Origin of the sequence: Vibrio sp. B4-6 (assembly GCF_963888245.1) — a bacterium.
GTDB classification, from domain to species: Bacteria; Pseudomonadota; Gammaproteobacteria; order Enterobacterales; family Vibrionaceae; genus Vibrio; species Vibrio anguillarum.
Map to the genome: position 1 here is coordinate 61111 of NZ_CAWPIM010000067.1, position 15967 is coordinate 77077.

General features: G+C 45.5%; 15 protein-coding genes. 7 read left to right on the plus strand and 8 right to left on the minus strand.

The window, feature by feature from the left end; translation table 11 throughout:
• Positions 1-204 precede the first annotated feature (204 nt).
• The 4 genes from AACV20_RS15670 to AACV20_RS15685 form a co-directional block, all read right to left on the minus strand.
• A complete protein-coding gene (locus AACV20_RS15670) occupies positions 205-1338 on the minus strand; it encodes a lipocalin-like domain-containing protein (protein ID WP_170907610.1) in 1134 nt (377 codons plus the stop codon).
• Complete coding sequence (locus AACV20_RS15675) at positions 1339-3792, minus strand: FtsX-like permease family protein (protein WP_013857012.1); 2454 nt, start codon at positions 3790-3792, stop codon at positions 1339-1341.
• On the minus strand, positions 3773-4444 hold the full coding sequence (locus AACV20_RS15680; protein ID WP_013857013.1) for an ABC transporter ATP-binding protein: 672 nt from the start codon (positions 4442-4444) through the stop codon (positions 3773-3775). Before AACV20_RS15680 ends, AACV20_RS15675 begins: the two co-directional genes overlap by 20 nt.
• A gap of 123 nt (positions 4445-4567) precedes the next feature.
• Complete coding sequence (locus AACV20_RS15685; RefSeq protein ID WP_088732321.1) at positions 4568-5944, minus strand: MATE family efflux transporter; 1377 nt, start codon at positions 5942-5944, stop codon at positions 4568-4570.
• A gap of 40 nt (positions 5945-5984) precedes the next feature.
• Between AACV20_RS15685 and AACV20_RS15690 the strand changes: the two genes are divergently transcribed.
• The gene (locus tag AACV20_RS15690) at positions 5985-7478 is read left to right on the plus strand and encodes a DUF2867 domain-containing protein (RefSeq protein ID WP_170907611.1); all 1494 of its coding nucleotides are present in this window, start codon (positions 5985-5987) and stop codon (positions 7476-7478) included.
• Positions 7479-7520: 42 nt separating this feature from the next.
• Here the strand turns inward: AACV20_RS15690 and AACV20_RS15695 are convergent, their stop codons facing one another.
• Genes AACV20_RS15695 through rsuA form a run of 3 tightly spaced genes read right to left on the minus strand, consistent with a single transcriptional unit; the run spans position 7521 to position 10131 of the window.
• A complete protein-coding gene (locus AACV20_RS15695) occupies positions 7521-8180 on the minus strand; it encodes a DUF2913 family protein (protein WP_170907612.1) in 660 nt (219 codons plus the stop codon).
• Positions 8180-9388, minus strand: coding sequence for a Bcr/CflA family multidrug efflux MFS transporter (locus AACV20_RS15700; RefSeq protein WP_013857017.1), 1209 nt, complete (start codon positions 9386-9388; stop codon positions 8180-8182). The genes AACV20_RS15695 and AACV20_RS15700 overlap by 1 nt, the downstream gene beginning before the upstream one ends.
• A 47-nt stretch (positions 9389-9435) precedes the next feature.
• Positions 9436-10131 carry a 16S rRNA pseudouridine(516) synthase RsuA gene (rsuA, locus tag AACV20_RS15705; RefSeq protein WP_017044313.1) on the minus strand — a complete coding sequence of 232 codons (696 nt, stop codon included), beginning with the start codon at positions 10129-10131 and terminating at the stop codon, positions 9436-9438.
• Between the two features lie 104 nt (positions 10132-10235).
• On the opposite strand from rsuA, the gene AACV20_RS15710 reads away from it, so the two are divergent.
• From AACV20_RS15710 to AACV20_RS15735, 6 genes are all read left to right on the plus strand, one after another.
• Positions 10236-11987, plus strand: coding sequence for a DEAD/DEAH box helicase (locus AACV20_RS15710; protein ID WP_170907613.1), 1752 nt, complete (start codon positions 10236-10238; stop codon positions 11985-11987).
• A 62-nt stretch (positions 11988-12049) separates the two neighbouring features.
• Positions 12050-12439 (plus strand): PepSY domain-containing protein, encoded by a 390-nt coding sequence (locus AACV20_RS15715; protein ID WP_010318383.1) that lies wholly within the window; start codon positions 12050-12052, stop codon positions 12437-12439.
• A 9-nt stretch (positions 12440-12448) separates the two neighbouring features.
• On the plus strand, positions 12449-13108 hold the full coding sequence (locus AACV20_RS15720; protein ID WP_010318384.1) for a response regulator transcription factor: 660 nt from the start codon (positions 12449-12451) through the stop codon (positions 13106-13108).
• Complete coding sequence (locus AACV20_RS15725) at positions 13098-14438, plus strand: ATP-binding protein (RefSeq protein WP_013857021.1); 1341 nt, start codon at positions 13098-13100, stop codon at positions 14436-14438. The genes AACV20_RS15720 and AACV20_RS15725 overlap by 11 nt, the downstream gene beginning before the upstream one ends.
• A 227-nt stretch (positions 14439-14665) precedes the next feature.
• On the plus strand, positions 14666-14944 hold the full coding sequence (gene rplY / locus AACV20_RS15730; RefSeq protein WP_010318386.1) for a 50S ribosomal protein L25: 279 nt from the start codon (positions 14666-14668) through the stop codon (positions 14942-14944).
• Between the two features lie 165 nt (positions 14945-15109).
• Positions 15110-15502: a ribosome recycling factor family protein gene (locus AACV20_RS15735; RefSeq protein WP_017047699.1), complete on the plus strand. Its 393-nt coding sequence runs from the start codon at positions 15110-15112 to the stop codon at positions 15500-15502.
• Position 15503: 1 nt separating this feature from the next.
• Here the strand turns inward: AACV20_RS15735 and AACV20_RS15740 are convergent, their stop codons facing one another.
• Positions 15504-15860: a PilZ domain-containing protein gene (locus tag AACV20_RS15740; RefSeq protein WP_017046184.1), complete on the minus strand. Its 357-nt coding sequence runs from the start codon at positions 15858-15860 to the stop codon at positions 15504-15506.
• Positions 15861-15967 lie beyond the last annotated feature (107 nt).

Genomic DNA, 15967 nt, shown 5'->3' on the forward strand with positions numbered 1-15967 from the left:
GAAGTAAAAATCGCTTGTTCAGATATTAAGAATCGGAATTTCCGAGTCAAGCATAACAATACAACGTATATTCCTTGGTTTTCACTATTTTCCCATTGTTGATTAGTTTTCATGCATAACAATTTTACAACAAAATAAAAAAGGTTCACAAAAACACAAAAGGCCAAGAACAACTTGACCTTTAGATTCCGCAAATATTTGAACTTAGTTGCTCGTTAGTTGCATGAAACCCGTCACCTTATGACTACCATCGGTGATAATGGGGCCTTCCCAATAAGGGATCAGAAAGGGTGACCACAGATCGCGATTCACCGCTTTCGTCACCAGATGAATATTATATTTAGGGATGTTTACCACCCATTGTAACGGGATGTCACGCTCATTCTCCGACGCGGCAGAAACGACAGGAACTAAATCAATTTCATCAGCAGATAGTGCGATCGTGGTGCCCGAATCTTTCACAATTGCCCCAAACAAATAGGGCTCTTGCTGAAAATAACGATAGCGATTAACCAATAAGGTTGTTTTGCTATCGAGTTTAACGAACAACTTATCCCATCCCTGTTTAGCGTTAGGCAGTAGATTATTACCCCACTCCTTGCTCAGCCATGCATTACCTGTGACTTGAATGGGTTGAGAGTTAACACCTAAGTTGAGCACACCTTTGACCTGCAAAAACGGTGCTTGGAGACTATATGAGGCTAAAGAGAGTGAATCATGCTTTTTTTGGTATCCCTGCTGACCAGGTAATACAAATGGCCCGGAAAGGTTATTTTTTAATGAGAGTGAAAACGTGTCCGTCGCTACATCTAATACTCCAGGAAATGGAGTCGTCCCCGGTGCACGCCAGTCCCAATTATCAATCCACATTTTAAACGGCTTTAATTCTAAGCCGGCTTGACCAATTCCGCCCCGCGCAATCCGCTGTTCACGCCAGACTTCATTCTTTGAAGAGATCACCACATAAGCAAGATAAAGCTGAGGACTAAGCCATCCATTAGCATCTCGAGCTTCGTTAGCGAGACGAAAATAGCTCCACTGGATCCCATATTGCTGCCCATGTTCATCACTGACATTCGCAAAGTAATGCCACCACTCATGTTCAAAACCTTGATGAAAATTGAAATCTTGAGGAAGTCGTACCGGGCGATTAGGAAGCACGAACTCGAATGGGTGCTCCTTCGATATTGATGATGTATCCATTTGCTTAGAAGCTGTTTCAGAAACGGCATATTCTGAAATCGTTTGCTGTGCCTGCCAATACTGGTGCCACGAATAGAGGCAGAACAATACAGCAATCAACAAAGAGCACAAAAGTACGAGGTATCGTTTCATCATTTATAACGCGTCTCTAAATGAGCTGATCGGTGGCCTTCTGACCAAACGAATAACCGGGATTGCACCTGCGCACATCAAGGTCACCATCGCCCATGCTGCCGTTTTCAAATACTCCCCGGGGATCAACTGCAGTTGGATTGTCCAACCAAAGGATTGTTTAATCACGATGTCCACCACAAGACGAGCGAGTGCAAGCCCTAACGGCATTGCAATCACGAGCGCTATCGCCCCAAAAACACACAACTGCAAGCTGCCAATCACCACCAGCTCTTTACCAGAAACACCCAAACAACGCAGTAGCGAAACATGTCGCTGGCGGGAAACCTCTCCGGCTAACGTAGCAAAGAAAATACCACACACGGCAATCAACAAAGTAATACGCCCGAGCGTATCGGCGATGGCAAAGGTTCGGTCAAACACCCGCATCGCTTGAGTGTGGATGTGATTGTTATCAAAAATCCGCTCAGGGCCCAACCTAAATACCGATTCTAGTCGCTTCTTTAATCCTTGGTCATTCACACCTTCGTGCAAAACCACTCCTAGCGCCACATTTCCCGTACTGGCAAACGCAAATAACCAATTTTGGTGTGACAATAAGACTTGGTGGTAAGGGTTACCATAATCGTAATACACCCCCACGACTTGCCACTTTTGGCCCAAAGGCTCAGAAAGGTCAATAAAATCACCAGGCTTAATGCCTAATTTAAGCGCCATGGATTCACTGATCATCAAACTCTTTGAATGGTGTAAATCATACCAATAGTTAGGAACAGCGAGTTTAACCGTCAACGAGTCTAACTCACCATCGGAGATACCTGTGCTGACCACTTGCAATGCACCTTTGTCAGTGGCGAAATCTTTTTCCCAACGCCACCAAACATCATTGACCTCAGGCTGCGCTTTCAACCAACTGCTCATTCTTGATGCCGAACTGTTGGTAGGATAGACATAAATATCGGCCGCTAAACGTTGGTTTAACCATTTTTCAGTAGTGTCTCTAAAGCTACCAACCATGGTTTCAATGCCAATATTCGCCGCCATAGCAATCATAAATGCCATAGTTGCGACACCGCGATAGCTCATACTAGCGGCTGCATCGGCAAAGAACCAACGCGCTTTTACCCAAGCGAGTGAGTAGGAAAAACTGTTGAACAGCGTCCAAATAAGATAAGGCGTAAACAGCGCAACACTGAGTAACATCAACGCAATAATTGCAAAACCAGAAAGTTGCGTTTGTGGAACTTGATACACGGCAATCGCCGCGACAGTCAATGCGCAAGCAACAAGGGCTTGCAGGCGAAATTCTGTGCCAGCAAATCGAAGCAAAGAGAGACGAGCCGAAAGACGAATAGGCTGCGATTTTAGCAACCGGACGAGGGGCCAAGCGCACGCCGCGAATGCACCAATCAACGCCATGGCTAAACTGTAACTACTCCACTGCCAATTCCAGCTAATCGATAAACCGACATTAGCATCATACAAGTCACCCAAACTGGCTGAAACCGCTGGAATAAGTTGATTGGCCAATAATAACCCCAATCCGTTACCGCATATCCAGCTAAGCAGGACCATGCCAAACAACTCAATCACCAATGCTTGGGTAAGCTGCCAGCCAGAAACGCCCGCTTGCCGTAATAACCCGACTAAAGGTTGACGCTGGATTAAAGATAAAGACATGGCTTGGTAGAATATGAATAGCCCGACCAAAAATGCCAACATACCCATTGCATTGAGATTGAGATGAAAAGCACGCGTGAGTGATTCCAGCTCAGTGCGAGAACTACGGACTAGCGTCAAACCATTAGGTAAATTATCTTTTAGTCTTTTCAGTTTCTCTGGCGGCATATCACCACAAGCAATAACAGATAAGCCCGAACTTTTCTTGAGCATACGCACCAAGGATAGATCCGCAATAACGCGTGTGCCGTTGATGAGATCTTGTTGATCGATCTGAATAGGACCTAACTTTGATTCATCATCAAGCACGATAAAATCACCCGTTTGCCAACCTTGGAGACGAGCGAGATCAACACTCACCAAAATAGGATACGGCGGATTCATCAATGATAATGTCGAAAATTCCGATAAAGGAAGGCCGCTATTGGTTGGCAACATCGCGACGGGATCAAGCCCAATCAGCGAAATATCCGTGCCATTTTTTGTCGTCAAACGATGGTTTTCAAAAGGAGCGCACTGAGAAAATCCATCACGGCGCAACTGAATATAGAAACCTTGGGGGATTTTATTGGCAATATGCTTGGAACGAATACGATAAGGTAATGGATTAGAAAACAGCTTTTCGCCATGTTCATAACTTTGACGAGCATGCTGGTTGATGGCCGTCACTCCCACCAACAATGAAACGCCAAGCGTTAAACCCAGCCATACTAGGATGATTTGTAAAGGATAACGCCGATAATGACCAAGTAGCGCCTTAACTACGGGCCATAACATGCAACAACCCTCCTTGTAAACGTACGCGACCATCCATATGCTGCGCGACTTTTTCACTGTGCGTCACCAATAATAACGTGCAATCCAACTGGCGAGTTAAGGTCGTCAATAAACGCATCACCGCCTCGGCATTACGCTCATCAAGACTACCGGTTGGTTCATCTGCTAATAAAATCTTAGGCTCCATGTACAAGGAGCGCGCGATCGCAGCACGCTGCTGCTGCCCACCAGAAACCTCTTCAGGGTATCGGCCTAGCAACGGCATTAAATCAAGCGAAGAAAGAATTTGACGCAGTAAACCTTGGTCTTCCGGCATTCCTTTCAACTGACGACAAAAGCGAATATTATCCGCGAGATTGAGGGTGGGAAGAAGATTAAACTGCTGAAAGATATGACCAATGTTATTTCGGCGATAAGCGGTACGCTTATTTTCTGACGTGTCATGCATGGCAAAACTTGGAAACCAAATTTCGCCAGAATCGACAATATCTAATCCGGCAATAAGGTTGAGTAATGTACTCTTACCCGAACCACTTTCACCCATCAATGCGATTTGGTCGCCTCGGTTTAATGTTAACTCTGCCCCCTGTAGCACGGGATGAAATTCATCGCCATCTAGATAGCCTTTACACAGGTTGGTCAGCTGTAACATCAAATCGCTCGCAATCGACTAAAATTGGATTGTGAATCTACACTAATTCTCCTGCAGTAGAAAGCATTTTGGATACCGGATCACATTATGTGCATCAAATTGCACCACCTAACTGCGTTGTGTCTAATTTTCAATCAAATTTCGCATCCACTTCTTGCTTTTCATTCGATAAAGAGAACCGCCCCATTTAATCAACTCTTCAACGAGAAACAATAAATAGATGGCTTCAGGCTTAGCTCCAAGCACAATCGCACAAAATGCGGCTAACGGAATACCGATCAGCCACTGCGCGACTAAATCTTGATAAAGACAAAACTTTACGTCACCGCCAGCTCGCAACACGCCAACAATCACCGTCATTGGAATGGAACGTAAAATGATGCCAAGGCTAAGTATCACGATAAACTCTTCAGATAAAGCACGGGTTTCATCCGTCAAGGCGGTGAAAGAGTTCAGGATAGGGATCTGCACCACATACAAGGCGGCAGCGACGATCACGCCTACAAGAAGGCTGATGATAGTTAAACCCAAGGCTTGATAATAAACAGCATCGTACTGCTTAGCGCCAAGTTGGTTACCGACTAAAACCGCAGCCGCATTCGACATCCCAATCAGTAAACTCAATGAAATCGATTCTACTGGCGTCATCACCGATAGCGCCGCTAAGCCTTGCACACCACTTTGCCCCATGATGGCATGGTAGACAAATAAACCGCCTGCCCATGCAAGGAAATTAAAGGTGGTTGGCAACGAAAGCTTCAAAAAACGAGAAATGGTAGGCCATTCAATGATGGCTCGGATATCGTCAATTCCAAACGCTAACAGATGTTTCTTGGCATAGAGGTAACCGTATAAACACGCGACTTCAATAAAACCACTGAGCACGGTAGCAATCGCTGCACCTTCGATTCCCATTGCGGGAAAACCCAATTTGCCGAAAATCAGCACCCAGTTTAAAAACACGTTTGAAACAATACCAATACCGCTAAAAAACGTGCTGAGCCCCGGTTTATGCATCGCTCGCAGCCCTACAGCCATACTACTGACGCAAGCTACAGCAAACATACTGAGTGAGGTAATAATCAAATATTGGCTACCTAGCGCATTAACGGTCTCGGAATCCGTGGTTAGTGCCATGATTTGACTTGGAAACAGTAAAAATAGTGCCACCGTCATTACAGCAAATAGGTTAGCGACTAACCACGTAAGTGCCGTACTTTCTCGCACGCCCTGTTTGTTTCCTGCGCCCCAATACTGAGCTGTTAACAGTGCGCCTCCGGTTGTCACGCCCACTAGCATGATGGTGGTGACAAAAGTTGCTCTAGCGGCAACGCCTACCGCAGCAATTTCAGCCTCACCTAATTGCCCTAGCATCAAAACATCCACTAGACCACGGCTAGAAAACATAATACTTTGCAAGGTGATCGGCAGAGCGATAGCCATTAAGCGACGGAAAAAATCGCCTCTTGTATGTAGCATGATTTGCGAAAAAACAGACAACCGATCACCTCAAATTCAACACATTGATAGCACAGAAAAAATGAAGTCGCTATTATACGTCTGTGAGCATAATCTAACCATCTTATTTGAAGGGACCGTCATGAAAAAAGTGTTAGTACTCGGCGCATCAGGCTATGTCGGCTCACAACTGTTACCTTTGCTATTAGCGCAAGGTTTTCAAGTAACGGCCGCAGCTAGGCACATTGACTACTTAACCTCACGTGCCATATCTCATCCCAACCTTACCTTGCGTTATTTAGACCTTACCGATAAAGAGGCGACACTTGCACTTATCCCACAATTTGAACTGGTTTATTTTTTAGTGCACGGTATGGCGCAAGGACATGATTTCGTCGACTATGAATTGTCGTTGGCGGAAAACGTTAAACAAGCCCTTGAGGTTAGCCAGGTCAAACACCTGATCTACTTAAGTGCGATTCAGCCACAAACCGGAAACTCAGAGCACCTCAAAGCACGGAAAATGACCGGCGATCTACTTAGGAAAAGTCCTGTACCAGTGACCGAATTAAGAGCCGGTGTCATTCTTGGACCGGGATCAGCCGCATTTGAAATCATGCGTGATTTTGTTTACAACTTACCGATGCTCATCACTCCCAAATGGGTTGATTCCAAAGCAAATCCGATAGCGCTGGAAAACCTCAATCATTATCTACTTGAATTAGCTAATGAGCAGCCCGTTGCACACCAATTGTTTGAAGTCGGTGGGCCTGACACCCTCTCCTACCGCGAACAATTTGCCATTATTTGTCAGGCAACGCAGAAACCTTTTCGGTTATGGTCTACCCCACTATTAACCCCCAAAATGGCTTCTTACTGGCTAGGTCTTGTCACCTCCGTCCCTTCTAATATTGGCAGAGCACTACTTGCCGGTTTAGATCATGATTACATTGCCGACTCACAAGCCATTGAAGCACGCTATCCCCAAAAACTGACCCCCTATCGTGACGTTGTCACCAAAATAATCGAGCATGAAGGGGAATTTACACGCTCGCAGGTGTGGGGATTTGATCCAAGTGCCCTACAGCGTTGGCAACCCGGTTTTGGCTACTATCCTAAACAGGCAGGAGCAACGATTCAGACCAGCGCTTCTGCTGAGGCTTTATGGGATGTTATCCGAACCATAGGAAGCCGCCAAGAAGGCTATTTTTTTGCCAATGTACTATGGCGTACACGCGAATGGCTCGATCTTTTATTCGGTGGTGGCAAACCTGTGCGCCGCTCCCCTTGTGGCCCGGAACTGCAAGTTGGCGATTTTATTGATTCGTGGAAAGTGATCCGCTGCCAACCTCAACAGTTTTTGTCTCTTCTTTTTGGGATGAAAGGCCCAGGGTTAGGGCGATTGGAATTTACCATTAAAGATCTAGGCGAAACGCGAGAACTCAATGTGACCGCATGGTGGCACCCCAAAGGATTCTTAGGGTTACTTTACTGGTTCGCGATGATGCCTGCCCACCTTTTTATTTTTAATGGCATGGTCAAAGCCATCGTCAAAAAGGCACAAAAAAAGAGCTAGCGAAATCGCTAGCTCTGCAACTTATTGGGTTTCAATTCCATACTAATCAATAGGAAAGCCTAATGGAATTTCAGCCAATTGCACGCCATGGTTGCTTGGGTATATCAAATACTCACCATGATATTTCACATTCGACTTATAATCGGTACGTTTATGCACCATAAAGCCAGCACTGCTGGCCTTTTCGACGAAATCAGCATGATGGCCCCGTACAAACCAGTTCATCGGCTTCACGAGCAGTTCACCATCAAAGCATGATTCACACTGATTTGCGCACAAAGCCAATGAGTTTTGCCCATCGGTAAAAAGCTGTAATTTGCCTTCATTCACCAATGGATCACATGTTGTCACTTCCCAGTGAGCCGCTTCCATGAATTCCAAAAACGCGTCAATTTTCTTATCGGTAATGATGTTATCCGCGTCTTGCGCAAAAAACTGACCGTAAAATGCTGAGATGCGTTTGAAGATAAACAGTAATTCAGATTGGTTGCCTTTCGAACGTCCAGCTTTCTGCCAACGATTTAAATCATCCACCACACAGCGATGAAATCGTTGTGCTTTCAATGCCTTACTCACCCAACGCACCAAAAAGTGATTATTAGCTAAAGGCGCATTCACCAGCTTATTCGCTTGGTGTTCTGCTGTTAACTCTTGCAGCGCTGTATTCACTACACGTTGAATTTCGAGGTAATACTCTGACATTACGCCTTTCTTCCTAATGTCCAATAAAAAAGAGATGAAAGTACCGAGCACGCCGTCATGACCACAATCATCGGCCACTCAACATCACTAGGCATCATCGCGACAATCGCCGCAACCACTGAGCCTGTGCCAAAACGCAACGTTCCAGCCAGTGAAGAAGCGGTACCCGCCATTTTCGGATAACCACTTAACAATAATCCCATTGAATTACTGCCTATCGTTGACAATGTACCAATAAAAAGCACCACAAAAGGCACAATACCCCATAAACCAAGGTTGAGTAACCACGCGATAAATAGCCCGATACCTGCGCACAACTGAATCAATAAACCAAAGCGTAGCATGGCGTGGGAACCGACTCGTTTCACCATTCGACCATTCAAGCTGGTCATGATAATCATCGCGACGATATTGAGGCCAAACAGGTAACCAAATTGATCAGGATCGACTCCATAAATATCAATATAGACAAAAGAGCCTGCGGTCAAAAAGGCAAACATACCAGCGAACGAGAAAGCACCAGAAAAAACAAGCCCCATCGCGACTGGGTTACGGCTTAACTGCACATAGTTGCGAATGGTATTTCGAAAGCGCAGCGGTTGACGATTTTCTGCACTGAGTGTTTCTGGAATTTTCCAAACCACGAGAGCAATCACCACCGCGGCAAAAATAGCTAACACCCAAAATATCGAACGCCAACCAAACCAAATGGCCAAGTGTCCGCCAATCATCGGCGCAGCTAACGGGGCAACGGTCATCACTAAAGTGACAAAAGACATGGCGCGGGCAAAATCTTCGCGATCAAACATATCACGCACCACCGCTTGGATAACCACAGCCGCCGCTGCTCCAGCAAAACCTTGCGCAGCGCGAACATACGTTAACGCTTCAATACCCTGCGTAGTCGCACTCACAGTGGCAGCAATACCAAACAGTAATACGCCGATCAGCAACACTGGGCGACGGCCATAACTGTCGGCCAGCGGGCCATGCAATAGTTGGCCTATCGCAAAACCAGCGGTATAAGCAGTCAGCGTCATTTGTACCGCTCCAGCACTCACACCGAGATCTTTAGCAATCGCTGGCATGGCTGGCAGATACATATCAATCGCCAGCGGCGTTAATGCGCCAATCGCGCCTAATACTAAGAAAAGTAAAAAACTAATGTGCGGCGTATTATTCGCTGTAACAGGTTGAGATGAAGTCATAGTTCTCCAGATAAATAAGGAATGAAGTTGCAGTAAAGCTAGGCCGTTCAAGCCCCAATAGAAGCCACTTCTTGGTCAGTCAAATAACGGTATTCACCGGGCTCTAGTGCCTCATCTAGCACAATATGACCAATGCGCTCACGGTGAAGGCCAACCACTTTATTGCCTAAAGCAGCAAACATGCGTTTAACTTGATGGTATTTGCCTTCATGAATGGTCAGTAAACATTCATTCTCACCGACGACTTCCAATTGCGCAGGCAAGGTTGGCTCACGCTCATTACGCAGTTCAATACCCGTTAAGAATTGTTCGACATAATTCGCTTCAATAGGGTCTGCAAGCCAGACACGGTAGGTTTTGTCGCATTTGTGTTTTGGCGAGGTAATGCGATGAGACCATTGACCGTCATCGGTGATCAGAACCAAACCTGTGGTATCGACATCCAAACGTCCTGCAAAATGCAAGTCTTGAACATTCACTTCATCGAGCAAAATAAATGCCGTATGATTGAAGCCGTCTTCATGTGAGCAAACGTAGCCAGCGGGTTTGTGTAACATGATATAGCGCGGGCCATGCAAGATTAACTCACGGCCTTGCCACTCCACCTCACACTCCTGCGTCACCTGCAATGAACCACTTTTCTGCGTCTTACCATTTACTGTGACATCACCACTTTTGATGATCTTGGTGGCTTCTTTACGTGTCGCACCTAACGCATCACACAAAAATTTATCTAACCGCATGATTACCTCATCTAAATCAAGTCAGGTATTATACGCAGCTAAAATGAAATAGTTGATCTATTTCACTGTTTTTATCCAGCGTTCAACAAGAGACAACGCGAGTTATGTACACACTTCGCCCTTATCAATCGGACTCGGTCAAAGCCGTGATCCACTATTTTCGTCATCACACTACGCCCGCCGTAATTGTACTACCGACGGGGGCAGGAAAAAGCTTGGTTATTGCTGAGCTGGCAAGGCTTGCCAAAGGACGAGTCTTAGTACTAGCGCACGTGAAAGAACTGGTAGAGCAAAACCATGCCAAATACGAGGGCTACGGTTTGCAAGGCGCGGTATTTGCGGCAGGTTTAGGACGAAAAGAGACCGATCAACAAGTCGTCTTTGCTTCGGTACAATCCGTGGTGCGCAATTTAGGTGCCTTTAAAAATCAATTTTCATTACTGGTGATTGATGAATGCCACCGCGTACCGGATGAGAAAAGTAGTAGCTATCAAAAGGTGATCACCCATTTAAGCGAGCTCAACCCGGGGATTAAAGTGTTGGGGTTAACCGCTACGCCTTATCGTTTAGGCATGGGCTGGATTTATCAATACCATACTCGCGGCCAAGTGCGCAGTGAGGAGCCTCGCTTCTTCCGTGACTGTATTTTTGAGCTACCGATCCGTTATCTGCTTGATGAAGCTTTTTTAACGCCAGCGCGAATGGTTGATGCCCCCGTGCTCAGTTACGATTTTTCGCAGCTAAAACCAGCCAATACCGGGCGCTACAAAGAAGCCGAACTCGACATGGTGATTGAGCAATCGAAACGTGCCACACCACAGATTGTTCAACAAATCATCCAACTAGCACAGCAAAAACAGGGAGTAATGATCTTTGCGGCCACCGTTCGCCACGCCCAAGAAATTGTGCAATTACTGCCCAATAACGAAACTGCCATCGTCATTGGTGACACGCCGACCACTGAACGCGACACCATCATCAAGCAGTTTAAACAGCGCAAAATCAAATTCTTAGTTAACGTGTCGGTATTAACCACAGGTTTTGATGCTCCGCATGTTGACCTGATTGCGATTTTACGCCCCACCGAGTCCATCAGTTTATATCAGCAAATTGTCGGACGTGGTCTACGCTTATCCGCAGGAAAAACCGAATGTTTGGTATTGGATTATGCGGGCAATAACTATGATCTTTATCAACCAGAAGTCGGTGAGCCAAAGCCCGATCCCAACAGTGAAATTATTACCATTCCCTGTCCGGCCTGCGGTTTTAATAACAACTTTTGGGGTAAACTCGATGCCGCTGGTTTTTTGCTTGAACACTATGGTCGACGTTGCCAAGGCTATTTTACAGACGAAGAAGACGAAGAAAGTGGCGAACGAGAACACTGTGGTTACCGTTTTAGAGCAAAATATTGCGGTGAGTGTGGGGCTGACAACGATATCGCCGCACGTATCTGCCATGAATGTGACGCAACACTGGTTGACCCTGATAAAAAGCTCAAAGAGGCACTCAACCTCAAAGATGCATTGGTTTTTGAATGTATCGAAATGGATTTGAATGTACATAAAGATGCAAGTGGAAAAGCGCAACTGCGCGTTACCTATCGTGGTGAGAACGATGCGCAAGTCCACGAATTTTGGCCACTAACCACCAAGAAACAGAAACAGGTGTTCCACGACCAATTTGTGCGACCACACCTAGCCGATAAGCATCGCCCTTTTGATCAATCTTCACCAAGCAAAGTGGTGGCTCATCAACACCGTTTTCGTCCACCACAATTTGTCATTGCGCGAAAAGTGGGACGATTTTGGAAAATGCGCGATAAGATCTTTGAAGATGAGCTACAAAACCGATGATTCACTTTCTATTCATGTAAGGTCATTTATACTCTGTTCATCTTATTACAGGGGGGCGCAACATGTTGTTCAAAAAGGGTAAAGCTTTCGCACGCTTACTGCTGCTCTCATCATTATCCTTACCCACTTTAGCTGCAAGCAGTGATGTACACGATTGGGTTCAAGACACTTATAAGCCAGGAACCAAGGTAGAGATTGATGAGGATCAAGACGAGGTCTACGCGGCAGTTCAAAAAGGTTTAATTCATCCATTGTCTGAGCTTTATGCCACGATAGATAAAGAACTCAATGGCCGAGTTATCAAAGTAGAGTTAGATGAAGATGATGGTGAATGGGTCTACGAATTAAAACTGATGCATGACAACCGAGTTATCCGCGTAGAATATAATGCAAGCACATTAGAACTAATGGCTATTCGTGGCAGGAACCTACGCGACATCATCAAAAAATAGAGAATAACCATGAAAATATTGGTAGTCGAAGACGATCCTCGTCTTGGGGAACAAATTGTAGAAGCGCTTGAACAGACCGGCTGGGTACCTGAATTATCACAAGATGGCATTGATGCACTCTATCGCGCTACATCAGAAGAGTGGGATGTGATTGTGCTCGACCTCGGTTTACCCAAGCTCGATGGGCTCACCGTATTGAAAGGCATTCGAGATGAAAACATCAATACGCCCATTGTGATCCTCAGTGCAAGAGACGGTTTGACTCAACGAGTCGAGGGCTTAAATGCAGGAGCGGATGATTACCTCACCAAACCATTTGAGATGGTGGAATTAACCGCTCGTATCCGCGCACAACTGCGCCGAGCATCAGGTAACGCTTCCCCTGTGATGCAAATCGGTGACTTAAGCCTTGATACTCGAACCTCTAAAGTGATGTGGCAAGGTCAAGCGGTGAGCTTGACGGCACTGGAATACAAAGTGGTTGCCTACTTCATGCACAATGCCGACAAAGTCATTTCACGGACTGAACTGGTGGAACACATCTACAAACAAGATTTCGATAGAGACTCCAACACCATCGAAGTGTTTATTGGCCGCATCCGTAAAAAAATCAATAACAACATTATCAAAACCGTGAGAGGACTGGGATACCAGCTTAATGCAAAATAAAACCTCGGCCTTAAAGCGCCTCAGTTTAAAAAGTCGTTTACTGCTCGCGGCAACGTTTTGGTTAGGTACCATGATTTTAGCGGCGGGAATTGGCATTCCCACACTGATCAAAGACTACCTAGTCAATGATGTGCAAAGTCAGCTACGCTTAGCGATGGATGAAATCACGGCGAACTTGGAAGCGACACCGCAAGGAAATCTAGTACTGTCGTCGCGCCTTTCAGACCCTCGTTTTAGCCAACCCTACAGCGGCCTTTATTGGACGGCCTCAAGCCATGATCAATCGCTTCGTTCTCGCTCATTGTGGGATAAGCGCCTTATCAGCGAAAAACATGGCTTGAAAAGCATCGTCAAAGGCGCAAGAGATGAAAAACTGATCGTCATTGAACAAATCATCTACTTACCAGATTTCCCTTCTCCTATCACCATTACCATCGGTCTTGATGAAGCGCCATTACAAGACACTTTAAACAGCGTAATTAGCCAATTGTGGATGATACTAGGCCTACTCTTCAGTGGTGTATTGGTGCTGATTGGCTTGCAAGTCAGTTGGTCATTACGGCCGTTAGGGAAAATGCAAAAAGAGCTGGCCGCATTGCGCAAAGGTCAACAAGCCAGTCTCAGTGACGAGTACCCAAAAGAAGTCTTTCCGTTAGTCAATGATTTGAATGCACTGTTATTCCACTATCAAGAATTGCTTGAACGTGCACGTAATCATGCAGGCAATCTCTCTCACGCTTTAAAAACACCGATTTCTGTACTGCGCAATGAGATCGATCATCTTGATTTCGCACAACAGCAGAAACTCAGAACACCGATTGAACAGTTACAAAAGCAGATTGACTACCATCTAGGCCGCGCGCGCATGGCTGGCTCAATGAATATTCTTGCGGTAAAAGCCAATCCAAGCGAACGGGTAGATGCTATTTCTATGGCATTTGACAAAATTTACGCACAGCGTGAAATCACGTTAGTTAATGAGTTGGATTCTGATCTAGAGGTTGCCGTTGACCCAACCGATCTCGACGAGATGCTCGGCAACCTACTGGAAAATAGCTACAAATGGGCAGCTTCTTTGGTTCGAGTTCATGCAAAAAATCGAGAAGAAGGCTGGGTAGAAATCCACATTGAAGACGATGGCCCAGGTATTGCTGAGCAAGATCTGGCTAAAGCGGTACAACGTGGCGTGCGCTTAGACGAAACAACCTCTGGATCTGGGCTTGGGTTGAATATTGTCAGTGAAATGGCGCACAGTTATCGCGGTACGCTAACCCTATCGACTAGCACCATGGGGGGGTTAAAAGCGGTGCTAACTTTTCGTTCGGTTTAATGGACGAAATCGAACTCGACATTAAGCAATAAAGACTGTCACGGTCCTTCGTAACACTGCAATAAATCGATGCTGCAAGGGATTTTCTATTGCCCCATCTTAGATAGAGTGCTAGTATCCGCGCTCGTTTTGTTAGTAATCATTGATTCACTATCAAAGCTATACCACATCAGCAAGGTCGCATTGCAGATGTGAAGTTTATTTTTACTAATTTGAGTGTAAAAACTATGAAATTCGAAGCAGTAGTACGTACTGAACTAGGTAAAGGTGCGAGCCGCCGCCTACGTCACGCGGGCCAATTCCCAGCAGTTGTTTACGGTGGTGAAGCAGCGCCAGTTGCTATCGCACTGGATCATTCTGACGTGATCAACCAAATGGACAAACCAGAATTCTACGAAGCAATTACTCTAGTAATTGATGGCGCAGAAGTAAAAGTTAAGCCACAAGACGTTCAACGTCACGTGTTCAAGCCAAAAGTTGAGCACATGGACTTCATCCGCATCTAATTTCCTACCAAGGAATTAGTTGGATAAAATCCAACCTTTTGCATAAAGACTATCGGCCTTACCATCCGAGAAATCTAAAAATTCGAAACCCCGATAGCTACCAACTATCGGGGTTTCACCGTTTTATAAGACCGTGTTATAACGGAAAGTCATCCAAACAAGAACATGGCTATTATGATCATCACGATTTCCCTCCCCTCATTGATTCATCGGCTTGGTGGAGAAAATGCGAAAAAAGCAAAAATGCTGGCGAGAGAATATCAGTGCGACCTGAAACGAATACGACGTTCCAGAAATTGGCAAATCAGTGGTGAGATAACGCAACTTGAATTATTGGCAAATCGGCTCAGAGAACTTGATTCACTGGTCATGCAATTTTTAATAACGAGACTCAAAGACAAACTGGCAGAATATCAGGAACAGCTTGAACCCAAATCAGCCAAGTTGGTAAGGCTTGTTAAACAAAACCCATCAATCACTCTCGCCGAACTTATGCACATCACGCACTGCACAATCGCAGAAGCACGCACCGCTCGTTTCAACGCAGACAGTTTTTGATTTAAGCAGAACGTAAAGACGAGAAGTAAGACGGGTATCTTTGGCGAATATAACGCTGTTCTTCAACCATGTGCTTAAAAGCAGGACCATTGGATAGTTGAACCACGACTTCATCTTGTTGAAAGCGCAGTACTTGACCTGCAATTTTGACTGTATTATTGCTGCGTAGCTGCACCGTACCAGACATCGATAGACCACAATATAAGGTAGTCACTCTCGGCATTGAAATACGAATGCCTTGCTCTGATATTTCACAGACATGGAATAGCTGATCATCAATTTTTACGGTAGGTCTTGCCCGCTTTGGATACTTTAAGCGGTAATATTGCCGTTTCTGTACAAAATCTGCATTGTCCATGGCGTCTATGCATCCTTTATCAAGGTTAATTACTTCTGCGTCATCATGATGCTACGCAAGTGTTGAGAGTCTACCATTTATTATCGGCTTCTGAAGTAAAAACATAA

Bases quoted from the DNA above. Each gene is read 5' to 3' on its own strand.
- AACV20_RS15670 (WP_170907610.1), bottom strand. From the start codon at position 1,338: ATGATGAAACGATACCTCGTACTTTTGTGCTCTTTGTTGATTGCTGTA.
- AACV20_RS15675 (WP_013857012.1), bottom strand. From the start codon at position 3,792: ATGTTATGGCCCGTAGTTAAGGCGCTACTTGGTCATTATCGGCGTTAT.
- AACV20_RS15680 (WP_013857013.1), bottom strand. From the start codon at position 4,444: ATGTTACAGCTGACCAACCTGTGTAAAGGCTATCTAGATGGCGATGAA.
- AACV20_RS15690 (WP_170907611.1), top strand. From the start codon at position 5,985: ATGAAGTCGCTATTATACGTCTGTGAGCATAATCTAACCATCTTATTT.
- AACV20_RS15695 (WP_170907612.1), bottom strand. From the start codon at position 8,180: ATGTCAGAGTATTACCTCGAAATTCAACGTGTAGTGAATACAGCGCTG.
- AACV20_RS15700 (WP_013857017.1), bottom strand. From the start codon at position 9,388: ATGACTTCATCTCAACCTGTTACAGCGAATAATACGCCGCACATTAGT.
- rsuA (WP_017044313.1), bottom strand. From the start codon at position 10,131: ATGCGGTTAGATAAATTTTTGTGTGATGCGTTAGGTGCGACACGTAAA.
- AACV20_RS15710 (WP_170907613.1), top strand. From the start codon at position 10,236: ATGTACACACTTCGCCCTTATCAATCGGACTCGGTCAAAGCCGTGATC.
- AACV20_RS15715 (WP_010318383.1), top strand. From the start codon at position 12,050: ATGTTGTTCAAAAAGGGTAAAGCTTTCGCACGCTTACTGCTGCTCTCA.
- AACV20_RS15720 (WP_010318384.1), top strand. From the start codon at position 12,449: ATGAAAATATTGGTAGTCGAAGACGATCCTCGTCTTGGGGAACAAATT.
- AACV20_RS15725 (WP_013857021.1), top strand. From the start codon at position 13,098: ATGCAAAATAAAACCTCGGCCTTAAAGCGCCTCAGTTTAAAAAGTCGT.
- rplY (WP_010318386.1), top strand. From the start codon at position 14,666: ATGAAATTCGAAGCAGTAGTACGTACTGAACTAGGTAAAGGTGCGAGC.
- AACV20_RS15735 (WP_017047699.1), top strand. From the start codon at position 15,110: ATGGCTATTATGATCATCACGATTTCCCTCCCCTCATTGATTCATCGG.
- AACV20_RS15740 (WP_017046184.1), bottom strand. From the start codon at position 15,860: ATGGACAATGCAGATTTTGTACAGAAACGGCAATATTACCGCTTAAAG.